9 protein-coding genes and 1 pseudogene are annotated in these 12,808 nt (G+C 68.9%); 8 read left to right on the top strand and 2 right to left on the bottom strand.

Features of this window, described 5'->3' with window-relative positions:
* Positions 1–102 precede the first annotated feature (102 nt).
* Positions 103–1,485, bottom strand: a pseudogene (locus ACH9D2_RS07255) (IS701 family transposase).
* A gap of 142 nt (positions 1,486–1,627) precedes the next feature.
* Between ACH9D2_RS07255 and ACH9D2_RS07260 the strand changes: the two are divergent.
* From ACH9D2_RS07260 to ACH9D2_RS07285, 6 genes are read left to right on the top strand one after another with little or no spacing between them, the layout of a single operon-like run.
* Positions 1,628–3,196: a fumarylacetoacetate hydrolase family protein gene (locus ACH9D2_RS07260; RefSeq protein WP_396362169.1), complete on the top strand. Its 1,569-nt coding sequence runs from the start codon at positions 1,628–1,630 to the stop codon at positions 3,194–3,196.
* Positions 3,197–3,225: 29 nt separating this feature from the next.
* A complete protein-coding gene (locus ACH9D2_RS07265; protein ID WP_396362176.1) occupies positions 3,226–3,882 on the top strand; it encodes an FCD domain-containing protein in 657 nt (218 codons plus the stop codon).
* The gene (gene hpaE / locus ACH9D2_RS07270) at positions 3,879–5,432 is read left to right on the top strand and encodes a 5-carboxymethyl-2-hydroxymuconate semialdehyde dehydrogenase (RefSeq protein ID WP_396362170.1); all 1,554 of its coding nucleotides are present in this window, start codon (positions 3,879–3,881) and stop codon (positions 5,430–5,432) included. Before ACH9D2_RS07265 ends, hpaE begins: the two co-directional genes overlap by 4 nt.
* A 45-nt stretch (positions 5,433–5,477) precedes the next feature.
* Complete coding sequence (gene hpaD, locus ACH9D2_RS07275; RefSeq protein WP_396362171.1) at positions 5,478–6,644, top strand: 3,4-dihydroxyphenylacetate 2,3-dioxygenase; 1,167 nt, start codon at positions 5,478–5,480, stop codon at positions 6,642–6,644.
* A 16-nt stretch (positions 6,645–6,660) separates the two neighbouring features.
* The gene (locus ACH9D2_RS07280) at positions 6,661–7,446 is read left to right on the top strand and encodes a fumarylacetoacetate hydrolase family protein (RefSeq protein ID WP_396362172.1); all 786 of its coding nucleotides are present in this window, start codon (positions 6,661–6,663) and stop codon (positions 7,444–7,446) included.
* Complete coding sequence (locus ACH9D2_RS07285; RefSeq protein ID WP_396362173.1) at positions 7,431–8,276, top strand: aldolase/citrate lyase family protein; 846 nt, start codon at positions 7,431–7,433, stop codon at positions 8,274–8,276. Before ACH9D2_RS07280 ends, ACH9D2_RS07285 begins: the two co-directional genes overlap by 16 nt.
* Here ACH9D2_RS07285 and ACH9D2_RS07290 read toward each other — a convergent pair.
* Positions 8,270–9,046, bottom strand: a complete 777-nt coding sequence (locus tag ACH9D2_RS07290) for a helix-turn-helix domain-containing protein (protein ID WP_396362177.1) — start codon at positions 9,044–9,046, stop codon at positions 8,270–8,272. The genes ACH9D2_RS07285 and ACH9D2_RS07290 overlap by 7 nt on opposite strands.
* A 281-nt stretch (positions 9,047–9,327) precedes the next feature.
* Here ACH9D2_RS07290 and ACH9D2_RS07295 point away from each other — a divergent pair, with 281 nt between their 5' ends.
* Positions 9,328–11,223, top strand: coding sequence for an FAD-binding monooxygenase (locus tag ACH9D2_RS07295; RefSeq protein ID WP_396362174.1), 1,896 nt, complete (start codon positions 9,328–9,330; stop codon positions 11,221–11,223).
* 249 nt (positions 11,224–11,472) lie between these two features.
* Positions 11,473–12,808, top strand: a 1,336-nt coding sequence (locus tag ACH9D2_RS07300) for an MFS transporter (RefSeq protein WP_396362175.1), incomplete at its 3' end; no start/stop codon positions are given.

Here is a 12,808-nt window from a genome sequence, read left to right on the forward strand (position 1 = left end):
GAAGACGCAGAGCCAGGGCCTCTCTCGTTTTTCCTCCATAGATGGAGGGATGCTGTGGGCAGGGACCTCTGATGCATTTGGCATGGTACGCAAACCATTGCTTTACATATGGCCAATTAGTACTGCAACGACAGATCGTGACCTCTGCGTTTGTAGTGGCTGGCACGGGCACGAGCTTGGCATGTTCGTCGCCAGGAGGACCAGTACCAGGTGTGCTCGGGCAGGTGGCGAACGGGGTGGGCGATCCGGTTGGACAACCGCCGGATCTCGTGGATCGTCAACGGCATCAACCCGGGTTCGGCCCCGCGGGCGGGCCCCCTTTTTCGCGTCCTGGTGGATCAGGACCAAGAACGCGGCCGCGGCCATGGACAAGGTGATGTGCCGGTACCAGGCGGTGTAGTCGCGGACCTGGTAGTGGTCCAGGCCGGTCTCGTTCTTGGCCGTCTGGAAGCACTCCTCGATCGTTTACCGGCTCCCGGCCACCCGCACCAACTCCGAGATCGCAGTGCCGGCGGGACCGAAGCAGAGGTAGTAGGCGATCTTGGCCGGGTCGCTGATCGATCGCCGCGCCAGCAACCAGTGCCCGTAGCGTGGATCCCGCAGCGGGCGGATGTCCACTACCGCCCAGTCGTAGAGCCGGCGCCCGTGGGCCCCATCCCCGCAACTGAGCCGCTGCCAGGCCTCCGGGGCCACCTCGGCGATCACCGTGTGCGCCCGGCGCTGGCGCAATTCCATCGAGATCACCGCCTGGGACTTGGGTACCGCCAGCGCGTGGGCCACCCCGTGGAGTTCCAGCCACAGCCGCAGCGCCCCGACCTGGCCGTAGGCCTCATCACCGGTGACCCAGGCGAAAGGCACCCGCGCCTGCAGGGCGCGCTCGATCATCGCCTGCGCCAGTTGCGACTTGGTCGCGAAATCCCGGCCCTCCGGAATCTCAGCTGCCGCACACCGTGCCCGGTCCTCGGTCCAGGCCCTGGGCAGGTACAGCTCCCGGTCGATCAGCGCCCGGCCACATCCGGAGGCATAGGTCAGGAACACCCCGATCTGGCAGTTCTCGATCCTTCCCGCAGTCCCGGAGTACTGCCGGGCGACCCCGGCCGAGCGGGTTCCCTTTTTCAGGAAGCCCGTCTCGTCCACGATCAACACTCCGGCCTGCCGGTCCCCAATCGCCTCGATCACCACCGCGCGCACATCATCGCGCAGCCCGTCGGTGTCCCAGGAGTAGGAGTTCAACAGCCGCTGCATGCCTTCCGGGCCGGTGTCGCCGGCGGCCTCGGCCAAGCTCCAGCCGCTCTTGCGCTCGAGCTCCCCGAGGAGCCCGCGCACATAGCCGGCCATCCGTCGGCGTGATTCCACCCGCGGAAACCGTGCGGCGAACCGTCCGCAGAACGCCGGAAAGGCGCCTGCCCACTGCTGCACTGTGCCCACTGCTGCACCATTTGAGCCTGCACACACCACCAAGTACCAGACCTCTCGGCTGGTCATAATCTGTCGTTGCAGTACTGAGTCCCGCTTGGGGTGGCGCCAACCACTTCGTATCAGATACGATCCTGCTCAAGAGACCTGGGGCACACTGTTGGACGTGCTGAACCTGGGCCACCTCCGACGACCACGAAGGCAGGACGGCATGGCAGAGACGACACCGGCTCCTCCCGGGGCGACCGGGCCCGTTGACTTCACCGATCGGGCGCACCGTCCCGGAAAGGTCATCGCCCTGCACCTGAACTACCCCTCCCGCATCGCCCAGCGGGGCCGCTCCCCGAAGTTCCCGGGCTACTTCCTCAAGGCAGGGACCTCCATCGCCCGGACCGGCGCCACGATCGAGCGCCCGGCCGGCACCGAGCTGCTGGCCTACGAGGGCGAGATCGCCCTGGTCATCGGGCAGACGTGCCGCCGTGTGCGCCCGGAGGAGGGCTGGTCCAAGGTCTCCGGCGTCACCGCCGCCAACGACTGGGGTCTGTACGACCTGCGCCATGCTGACAAGGGCTCCAACGTCAAGAACAAGTCCGGGGACGGCTATACCCCGCTGGGCCCGGACGTCATCCCGGCCGCTGGGCTCGATCCGGCTGCGCTGCGCATTCGGACCTGGGTCAACGGGGATCTCGTCCAGGACGACAGCACCGAGGCGCTGGTCTTCCCCTTCGGCCAGCTCGTGGCGGACCTGTCCCAGCTCATGACGCTGGAGGAGGGCGACGTCATCCTGACGGGCACCCCGGCCGGCTCCTCTGTGGCCCAGCCGGGCGACGTCGTCGAGGTCGAGGTGGACGCGCCCGAGGCGCCCGGGGCTCCCTCCAGCGGACGGCTGGTCACCCGCGTGGTGGCTGGCGAGGAGCCGATGGCCCCGTACGGACACGGCCCGCAGGTGGATGACACGCAGCGGGAGGAGGCCTGGGGTTCGCGCGAGGCCGCCATGCTACCGCCCGCCGCGGCGGACGCCGAGCCGTACCACTACGTGCCCGCCTCCCCGGCCCCCGACCGCACCCTGCTCACCGACGAGCTCAGGGCGAAGATCAACGAGACGGCCGTGGCCACCATCACCGCGCAGCTGCGCAAGCGGGGGATCGACAACGCCACGATCGACGGCGTGCGGCCCACCCATCCCGGCCGCCGCATCCTCGGCTACGCCAAGACGCTGCGCTACGTGCCCAACCGGGAGGACCTGTTCAAGGCCTTCGGCGGCGGGTTCAACGCCCAGAAGCGCGCCATGGACACGGTGCAGCCGGACGACGTGGTGGTCATGGAGGCCCGCGGTGAGAAGGGAACCGGCACCCTCGGCGACGTCCTCGCCCTGCGCGCCAGGGTGCGTGGTGCCAACGCGGTAATCACCGACGGAGGTGTGCGGGACAGTGCCGCTGTCGCCGAGGTCGGTATCCAGGTCTACTCCAACGGCGTCCACCCGGCTGTGCTCGGCCGCCGCCACATCCCCTGGGAGGTCGGCGGCACGGTGGCCTGCGGCGGGACCACCGTCCAGCCGGGCGACATCGTCATCGGCGACGACGACGGCGTCGTGGTCGTCCCCCCGCAGCTGCTGACCGAGGTGATCGCCGACGCCTGGGAGCAGGAGCAGCAGGACGCCTGGGTGTACGACCGGGTGGCCGAGGGCCACCCGGTGGACGGGCTGTTCCCGCCCAACGCCGAGTGGAAGCGCAAGTACCAGGAGCACCAGCAGCTGCGCGCCGGGCAGGACACCCCGTGAGCGTCGAGGTCATTCTGTCCAAGGCGGAAATGGCCTACCAGGCCATCCTCGAGGGGGTCCAGCAGGGCCGCTTCGCCCCGGGCAGCCGCCTAGTGCTGGCTCAGCTGGCCGCCGAGCTGAAGATGTCCGTGGTGCCGGTGCGCGAGGCCGTGCGAATGCTTCAGCAGGACGGGCTGGTGGCCTATGAGCGCAATGTCGGTGCCACCGTGGTGGGCATCGACCCCGTGGAGTACCGGAACACCATGGAGACCCTGGCGCTGGTCGAGGGGTTCTCCACCGCCCAGTGCGCGCCACTGGTCACCGGAGCCGAACTGCAACGGGCCCGGGAGATCAACGATCAGATGCGCCGGGTGCTGGAGGAGTTCGACCCGGTGCAGTTCACCACGCTGAACAAGCAGTTCCACTCCACGCTCTACGAGCATCACCAGAACGCACACATCCTCGATCTGGTGCACCGCGGCTGGAACCGGCTGGCCGCCCTGCGCTCCTCCACCTTCGCCTACGTCCCCGGCCGGGCCCATGCCTCCGTGGGCGAGCACGACCACCTGCTGGACCTCATCGCCGAGGGCGCGCCCTTCGAAGCCGTCGAGGCCGCCGCGAGACAACACCGTCTCAACACGCTCGACGCCTACCTGGCATCGCGAACCACACCTCAGGACTCTGCACGCCGAAAGGACACCCCATGAGCACCGAGACCACCACCGACACCGCACAGCGCTGGGTTCCGGCCCACCTGCCGGAGAAGATCCAGCACTACATCAACGGCGAGCACGTCGACTCGATCGACGGCGACACCTTCGACGTGCTGGACCCGGTCACCAACCAGTCCTACATCAAGGCCGCCTCCGGCAAGGTCGCCGACATCGACGCCGCCGTCGCTGCCGCCAAGGACGCCTTCGAGAACGGCCCGTGGCCGGGCATGCTCCCGCGCGAACGTTCCCGGGTGCTGCACCGGATCGCCGACATCGTGGAGTCCCGCGGCCAGGACCTGGCCGAGATGGAGTGCTTCGACACCGGTCTGCCGATCAAGCAGGCGCTGGGCCAGGCTCAGCGCGCCGCCGAGAACTTCCGCTTCTTCGCCGACCTGATCGTCGCCCAGGCCGACGACACCTACAAGGTGCCCGGCCGCCAGGTGAACTACGTCAACCGCAAGCCGATCGGCGTGGCGGGGCTCATCACCCCGTGGAACACCCCGTTCATGCTGGAGTCCTGGAAGCTGGGACCGGCGCTGGCCACCGGCAACACCGTGGTGCTCAAGCCGGCCGAGTTCACCCCGCTGTCCGCGTCCCTGTGGCCGGGCATCTTCGAGGAGGCCGGCCTGCCGGCCGGTGTGTTCAACATCGTCCACGGCTACGGTGAGGAGGGCTTCGCCGGCGACTCCCTGGTCAAGCACCCGGACGTCCCGTTGATCTCCTTCACCGGCGAGTCCCGCACCGGTCAGATCATCTTCAGCAACGCCGCGCCGTTCCTCAAGGGCCTGTCCATGGAGCTGGGCGGCAAGTCCCCCGCCGTCGTCTTCGACGACGCCGACCTGGACGCCGCGATCGACGCGACGATCTTCGGGGTCTTCTCCCTCAACGGCGAACGCTGCACCGCGGGCTCGCGCATCCTGGTCCAGCGCGGCATCTACGACGAGTTCGTGGCCCGCTACTCCGCCCAGGCCCAGCGCGTGCGGGTCGGGCTGCCGCACGAGGAGACCACCGAGGTCGGTGCCCTGGTGCACCCCGAGCACTTCGAGAAGGTCATGTCCTACGTGGAGATCGGCAAGGGCGAGGCTCGTCTGACCGCCGGCGGCGGCCGCCCCGAGGAGTTCCCCGAGGGCAACTTCATCCGGCCGACCGTCTTCGCCGACGTCGCCCCGGACGCACGGATCTTCCAGGAGGAGATCTTCGGTCCCGTCGTGGCGATCACCCCGTTCGACACGGACGAGGAGGCCCTGGCGCTGGCCAACAACACCAAGTACGGTCTGGCCGCCTACATCTGGACGAACGATCTGAAGCGGTCCCACAACTTCGCCCAGAACGTCGAGGCCGGCATGGTGTGGCTGAACTCCAACAACGTCCGCGACCTGCGCACCCCCTTCGGCGGCGTCAAGGCCTCGGGACTGGGTCACGAAGGCGGCTACCGCTCGATCGACTTCTACACCGACCAGCAGGCCGTGCACATCAACCTCGGCGAGGTCCACAACCCGGTCTTCGGCCGCCAGGAGCAGGCCGCCGAGGAACTCCAGGCCTGACCCTGCCCGCCTCCTGACATTCACCCCACATCACGAAGGACAGCCATGACCCACCTCGACGACCGGACGATGACGTCCTCCGGCTTCTACGTCTCGCAGGAAGCCCCGATCCATTCCGACAACCCCGTCCCGACACCGCAGGCCCCCGCCCCGGACATCCTGCGCTGCGCCTACATGGAGCTCGTGGTCACCGACCTGCAGCGTTCGCGGGAGTTCTACGTGGACGTGCTGGGGCTGACCGTGACCGAGGAGGACGAGAACACCGTCTACCTGCGGTCCCTGGAGGAGTTCATCCACCACAACCTCGTGCTGCGCCAGGGCCCGGTGGCCGCCGTCGCCGCCTTCTCCTACCGCGTGCGCACCCCCGAGGACCTGGACCGGGCCGTGGCCTTCTACGAGGAACTCGGCTGCCGGGTGGAGCGCCGTGCGGAGGGCTTCACCAAGGGCATCGGGGACTCGGTGCGCGTTGAGGACCCGCTGGGCTTCCCGTACGAGTTCTTCCACGACGTCGAGCACGTCGAGCGACTGGCCTGGCGCTACGACCTGTACACCCCCGGATCCCTGGTCCGGCTGGACCACTTCAACCAGGTCACCCCGGACGTGCCCCGCGCCGTGGCGTACATGCAGGACCTGGGCTTCCGTGTCACCGAGGACATCCAGGACGACGAGGGCACCACCTACGCCGCCTGGATGCGCCGCAAGCCGACCGTGCACGACACCGCCATGACCGGCGGCGACGGCCCGCGCATGCACCACGTCGCCTTCGCCACCCACGAGAAGCACAACATCCTGGCGATCTGCGACAAGATGGGCGCCCTGCGCATCTCCGACCGCATCGAGCGCGGACCCGGCCGCCACGGCGTCTCCAACGCGTTCTACCTGTACATCCTCGACCCGGACGACCACCGGATCGAGATCTACACCCAGGATTACTACACCGGCGACCCGGACAACCCGGTCGTCACCTGGGACGTGCACGACAACCAGCGCCGTGACTGGTGGGGCAACCCGGTCGTCCCGTCCTGGTACACCGAGGCCTCCCTGGTCCTGGACCTGGACGGCAACCCGCAGGAGGTCGTGAAGCGCACCGAGGACTCTGAGATGGAGGTGACCGTCGGCGCCGACGGGTTCTCCTACACCCGGCCCGGTGACGACTCGGGCAGCTACAAGGGCGAGGCCGCGAAGGGCTTCAAGCTCGGAAACCAGCTCTGAGCGGGGGACTGGGACGATGCTGGACCACGAGACCCATGTGAAGATCGCCGATGAGCTGCACCAGGCCGGACTGGACCGCACGCCGGTGCCGCGGCTGACCGCGCGGTACCCGCAGATGGAGATCGAGGATTCCTACGCGGTGCAGAGGATCTGGGCGCAGCGGCAGGAGGAGGCCGGCCGCACCAAGGCCGGGCACAAGATCGGTCTGACCTCCAAGGCCATGCAGGACGCCACCGGCATCGACGAGCCGGACTACGGGGTGATCTTCGACGACCAGGTGGTCGAGTCCGGCCACGTCTACGAGTGGGCGCGGTACACCCACCCGCGCATCGAGATGGAGCTGGCCTTCGTCCTGAAGGAGGACCTCGCCGGCCCCGGCGTGAATCTCTTCGACGTGCTGCGCGCCACGGAGTACGTGGTGCCGGCCCTCGAGGTGCTGGACTCGCGCATCGAGATGGAGGGCCGCACCATCACCGACACCATCTCGGACAACGCCGCGCTCGGCTCCATGGTGATCGGGGGCCGACCGGTCGCCCCGGACGCCGTCGACCTGCGCTGGGTCGCCGGGGCGCTGTGGCGCAACCAGGAGATCATCGAGACCGGGGTGGCCTCCGGGGTGCTCAACCACCCGGCCAACGGGGTGCACTGGCTGGCGAACCGGATCGCCGGCCACGGGGACCGGCTGGAGGCCGGGGAGATTATCCTCGCCGGGTCCTTCACCCGCCCCATGTGGGTCTACGCCGGGGACACCGTGTACGCCGACTACGGAGAGTTAGGGACCATCACATGCCGATTCGACTAGAGGCCCAGCCGAGCCTCAAGGACCTGTTCACCGAGGACGCCCGCGCAGAGCGCAGCGGGCGACCGGCGGCCGGCATGTTCGTCAGCTCGGGAGATCCCACCGTGACCGAGATCTGCGCCTCGGCCGGCCTGGACTACCTGCTGATCGACGCCGAGCACTCACCGCTGGGCCTGGAGACCATCCAGTCCCAGCTGCGGGCCATGGCCGGCTACGGCTCGATCCCGGTGGTCCGGCTCCCGGGACTGGATGAGGTCTTGGTCAAGCAATACCTGGACCTGGGCGCGCAGTCCCTGGTGGTGCCCATGGTCAACAGCGCCGCCGACGCCGAGGCCGCCGTGCGCGCCGTGCATTACCCGCCGCGCGGGGTGCGCGGGGTGGGCTCGGCACTCGCCCGGTCGGCCCGGTGGAACCGGGTCCCCGAGTACCTCGCCCGCGCCGCCGAGTTGGTCACCCTGGTGGTGCAGGTCGAGAGCGCAGCCGCGGTCGACTCGGCCGCGCAGATCGCCGCGGTGGACGGGGTGGACGGCATCTTCATCGGTCCCTCGGACCTCGCCGCCTCCATGGGCCTGATCGGCCAGCAGGGCCACCCGGACGTGGTGGCCGCCGTCAAGGACGTCATCGCCGCCGTGCGGCAGGCGGGGAAGTTCGTGGGAGTCAACGCATTCGCGCCGTCCCAGGCCCAGGACTATCTCGACGCCGGCGCCGACTTCGTCAACGTGGGCGCCGACGTCGCGCTGCTGGCCCGCGGGACCGAGGAACTCGCCGACGCATGGTGCGCTCCGGCAGGAGAGGAGCAGGGGCAGGGCACGGTGCCGCGCGGGTCCTACTGATCCGCCGGGGCTGGTCGCTGCCCGAGGCGGGCGGCGACCAGCCCGGCGCTGTGCGCCAGCCGCCGGCCCAGCGCCTCGACGTCGAGCTGGCGGGTGGCGTAGACGACGGCCAGTGCTGCCGGCAGGTGGCCGGGAACGCGGAGGGGAACGGCCACGGAGGAGACCCCGTCCAGCACCTCGTTGCTGCTGACGGCGAATCCGCGTTCCCGGGTCTGCTCCACCTCCGCGCGGGGGCGGACGCCGCCCGTCAGCTCGGTGAGCTCGTCCGGGTCCATGCCCGCCTGCACGGCGAGCCCGGGGGCGCCGCGGTCCAGCGGGTGGCGCGTGCCCGGACGCTGGGTGACGGCGTGGCCGCGAGAGGGCTCCACCGTCACCAGCGTGATGCACTCCTCCTGACCCCAGACCGCTACGAAGGCGCTCATCTGCAGTTCGTTGGCCAGTGCGGTCAGTTCCGGCAGGGATGCCGACTGGAGGTCCTGCTGCACCCCCCGCGCGAGCACCGCCAGCCCGGGTGCGCCGATCAGCCGGCCGGTGGAGTCCCGGGTCAGCAGGCCGTGGCTCTCCAGGGTGACAAGGATCCGGTAGGCGATCGACCGGTGGACGCCAAGCTGCGCGGCCACGTCAGCGATCGTGGGCGCCTCCTCCGCCGAGACCACCAGCTCGAGCATGCGCACCCCCCGGGAAAGGGTCTGCGAGGGTGCTGCCGGCGCGGCCGCCCGGCCGTTCTTGTTCCCGGTCGACTGCGCGGCCGGCGTCCTGCTTGCCGGCACCTGTGCAGGAGGATGTCCCTGGGCGTTCACCGTGGCCCCTTTCTGTGGGTGGTCTGACGAGGTTCCCCAGGCCGGGTCGCGGAACGGCACCGGAGGTCTGACGGGTCCCGGCCCGGAAACGACGGTGCCCTCATCGCATCGGAGCGTGAGCGGCGTCGCAGGGCCTTGTGAGGGCGGTCACTCAACGTATATGATCGCCTCTAAGAGTTCGATAAAAGAACGGTGTGTTCCATTATAGAACACACTGGTCGTTCCTTCCTTTCACCACACCAGGAGACCCCATGCTGTTCCACCACCACGGCTACGTGTCCACGGACCCCCGGATCCAGCCCGCCGCCGGTGTGGGTATTGACCGCTCCACCGACCTGCCGGAGGTCATGGACGTGCTGGTGGTCGGCTCTGGTCCCGCCGGCATGACCGCCACCGCCCAGCTGGCCAGCTTCCCGGAGGTCATGACCTGCCTCGTGGACCGTCGTCCGAACCGGCTGGAGATCGGTCAGGCCGACGGCATCCAGGCCCGCAGCGTCGAGACGTTCCAGGCGTTCGGCTTCGCCCAGGAGATCATCGCCGAGGCCTACGACCTCACCGAGATGATCTTCTGGAAGCCGGACCCGGCCAACCCGGAGCACATCGCCCGGACCGCGCGAGCTGTGGACGACCCCACGGGTGTCAGCGAGTTCCCGCACCTGATTGTCAACCAGGCGCGCGTGCTGGACTACTTCGCCCGCTTCGCGAAGAACGCCCCGTCCCGGACCGAACCATACTTCGGCTGGGAGTTCGTGAAGCTCGAGGTCGGCGAGGGGGAGCACCCCGTCGCCGTCACCCTGAAGCGCACCGGCGAGAGCGCCGAGGCCGGGGTGAACCCCGGGGAGGAGCGCGTCGTGCGCGCCAAGTACGTGCTGGGGGGCGACGGTGCGCACTCGAAGGTCCGCCGGGACATCGGTGCCCAGCACGTCGGTGCCGTGTCCTACCACGCCTGGGGCGTCATGGACGTGCTGGTCGAGACCGACTTCCCGGACATCCGCACCAAGTGCGCCATCCAGTCCAAGCACGGATCAATCCTGCTCATCCCACGTGAGGGCGGCTTCCTGGTCCGCCTGTACGTGGACCTCGGCGAGGTGGACCAGAACGACGCCGGCGCCGTCCGCAAGACCCCGCTGGAGGAGATCATTCGCCAGGCCAACGAGATCGTCTCGCCCTACACCGTCGACGTGAAGAACGTGGCGTGGTGGAGCGTCTACGAAGTCGGCCACCGGGTGACGGACCGCTTCGACGACGTCCCCACCGAGGAGGTCGGGCAGCGCAGCCCGCGGGTGTTCATCGCCGGCGACGCCTGCCACACCCACTCCGCCAAGGCGGGCCAGGGCATGAACGTCTCCATCCAGGACTCCTTCAACCTCGGCTGGAAGCTGGGCCACGTGCTGAGCGGGCTGGCCCCGGAGAAGCTGCTGGCCACCTACACCGCCGAACGCCAGCAGATCGCCCAGGACCTCATCGACTTCGACCGCGAGTGGTCCTCCATGATGGCCGCCAAGCCGGAGGAGCTGGAGAGCGCGACCGCGCTGGAGGACTTCTACGTGAAGACCGCCGAGTTCCCGGCCGGCTTCATGACGGAGTACCCGGTGAGCCTGCTCCGGGGCGAGGCTACGCACCAGGAGCTGGCCACCGGCTTCCCCCTGGGCAAGCGCTTCAAGGCCCACCCGGTCAAGCGCGTCTGCGACACCAACCCGAAGCACCTGGGCCACCAGCACACCGCCGACGGACGGTGGCGGATCTATGCCTTCGCCGACGCCGCCGTGTCCTCCGCACCGGACTCGGCGCTGCGGGCCTGGGCCGAGTGGATGGACTCCGCGGAGTCACCGGTGCGCCGGTTCACCCCGGCAGGCCAGGACCTCGACGCCCTGTTCGACCTGCACGTGGTCTACCAGCAGCCGCACGAGGATGTGGAACTGATGAAGGTTCCGTCCGTGTTCCGACCGAAGGTCGGCAAGTTCCAGATCTCCAACCTCAACAAGGTGTGGGGCATCGACCCGGCCGATGACATCTACGCGGCCCACGGCCTGAGCCGCGATGGCGTGGTGGTGGTGGTCCGTCCGGACCAGTACGTCGCCCACGTGCTGCCGTTGACCGCGACCGCCGAGCTGTCGGACTTCCTGACGCCGATCTTCACTCCCTGAGCGGTCCCGGCCACCCCTGACCATGTTCCCCACCACCGACGCCTTGGAGGTGACCCTGGTCGAATCCCGACACTCCGATCCGATCCAGCTGCTGACCCCGCCGGTCTGTCCTTATGCCCCGTGAGCTGACAGCCCCGGGGCTCGGGCTCTCGGCCCGGGGGTGTGACAGGCCGTGTTGTCGCTCCATCCCCTTCATCCGTTGAGGTGCCGAGGCGCCCGACATCATCCCCGCCCACACAGGAGACTCCCATGGTCCACACTTCATCCGCCCCGGCCGGGCGGCACGAGATGTCCCGCGAGGAGCGCAAGGTCCTCGCCGGCACCCTCGTGGGCACCACCATCGAGTGGTACGACTTCTTCATCTACGCCCAGGCCGCGGCCTTCGTCCTGGCCCCGCTGTACTTCGCGCCGCTCGGGCAGGAGAACGCCGGCCTCGCCCAGGTCGTCGCGTGGGCCTCCCTGGGCATCAGCTTCCTGTTCCGCCCGCTCGGCGCGGTGGTCGCCGGCCACCTCGGCGACAAGTACGGCCGCAAGATCGTCCTGGTGCTGACCCTCGTGGGCATGGGCGCGGCGACGATGCTGATCGGCCTGCTGCCCACCTACGCCACGATCGGCATCTGGGCCCCGATCTTCCTGGTGGTCCTGCGCATCATGCAGGGCTTCTCGGCGGGCGGTGAATGGGGCGGCGCGGCGCTGATGTCCGTCGAGCACGCCCCGCGGAACAAGCGCGGGCTCTTCGGCGCCTACCCGCAGATCGGCGTGCCGCTGGGCATGCTGCTGGCCACGTCCTTCATGTTCGCCCTCACCTCGATGATGTCCCCCGAGGACTTCCAGGCGTGGGGCTGGCGCATCCCGTTCCTGTCCTCCGTGGTGCTGATCGTGGTCGGCTACCTGATCCGCAAGACGGTCGACGAGTCCCCGGTCTTCAAGGAGATGCAGCTGCGCAAGAAGGAGTCCTCCGCGCCCCTGGGCCAGCTGGTCAAGCACCACAAGAAGCCGGTCACCCTCGCGGCCCTGATCTTCGCCGCCAACAACGCCGCCGGCTACCTCGTGATCGCGTTCTTCGCCTCCTACGGCTCCAACGTGCTGGGCATGCCCCGGTCGCAGACCCTCATCGCCTCCCTGATCGGCGGCCTCGGGTGGCTCGTCTTCACGATGTTCGGCGGCTGGATCTCGGACAAGATCGGGCGCGTGCGCACCTTCCAGATCGGCTACGCCATCATCATCCTGTGGGCCGTGCCGATGTGGTTCCTGCTCGACACCGCGTCCCTGCCGCTGTTCGCCCTGGCCATCGTGATCCTCACCGTGGGCCTCGGCCCGTCCTACGGCCCGCAGTCGGCGCTCTACGCCGAGATGTTCCCGGCCCGCGTGCGCTACTCGGGCGTCTCGATCGGCTACGCGTTCGGCTCCATCATCGGCGGCGCGTTCGCCCCGATGATCGCGCAGCTGCTGCTCAACGAGACCGGGATGTCCTGGACGATCGGCGTCTACATCGCCGGCATCGCGATCGTCTCCTTCATCGCCGTGTCCATGGTCCCCAAGGACATCCAGGAGATCGACCTGCACGTCCAGGAGGTGCACGAGG

The sequence above is a fragment of the Kocuria rhizosphaericola genome (genome assembly GCF_044462205.1).
Taxonomy (GTDB): domain Bacteria; phylum Actinomycetota; class Actinomycetes; order Actinomycetales; family Micrococcaceae; genus Kocuria; species Kocuria rhizosphaericola.

Coding starts and splice junctions, on each gene's coding strand:
- ACH9D2_RS07260 (WP_396362169.1), top strand. CDS start 1,628: ATGGCAGAGACGACACCGGCTCCTCCCGGGGCGACCGGGCCCGTTGAC.
- ACH9D2_RS07265 (WP_396362176.1), top strand. CDS start 3,226: ATGGCCTACCAGGCCATCCTCGAGGGGGTCCAGCAGGGCCGCTTCGCC.
- hpaE (WP_396362170.1), top strand. CDS start 3,879: ATGAGCACCGAGACCACCACCGACACCGCACAGCGCTGGGTTCCGGCC.
- hpaD (WP_396362171.1), top strand. CDS start 5,478: ATGACCCACCTCGACGACCGGACGATGACGTCCTCCGGCTTCTACGTC.
- ACH9D2_RS07280 (WP_396362172.1), top strand. CDS start 6,661: ATGCTGGACCACGAGACCCATGTGAAGATCGCCGATGAGCTGCACCAG.
- ACH9D2_RS07285 (WP_396362173.1), top strand. CDS start 7,431: ATGCCGATTCGACTAGAGGCCCAGCCGAGCCTCAAGGACCTGTTCACC.
- ACH9D2_RS07295 (WP_396362174.1), top strand. CDS start 9,328: ATGCTGTTCCACCACCACGGCTACGTGTCCACGGACCCCCGGATCCAG.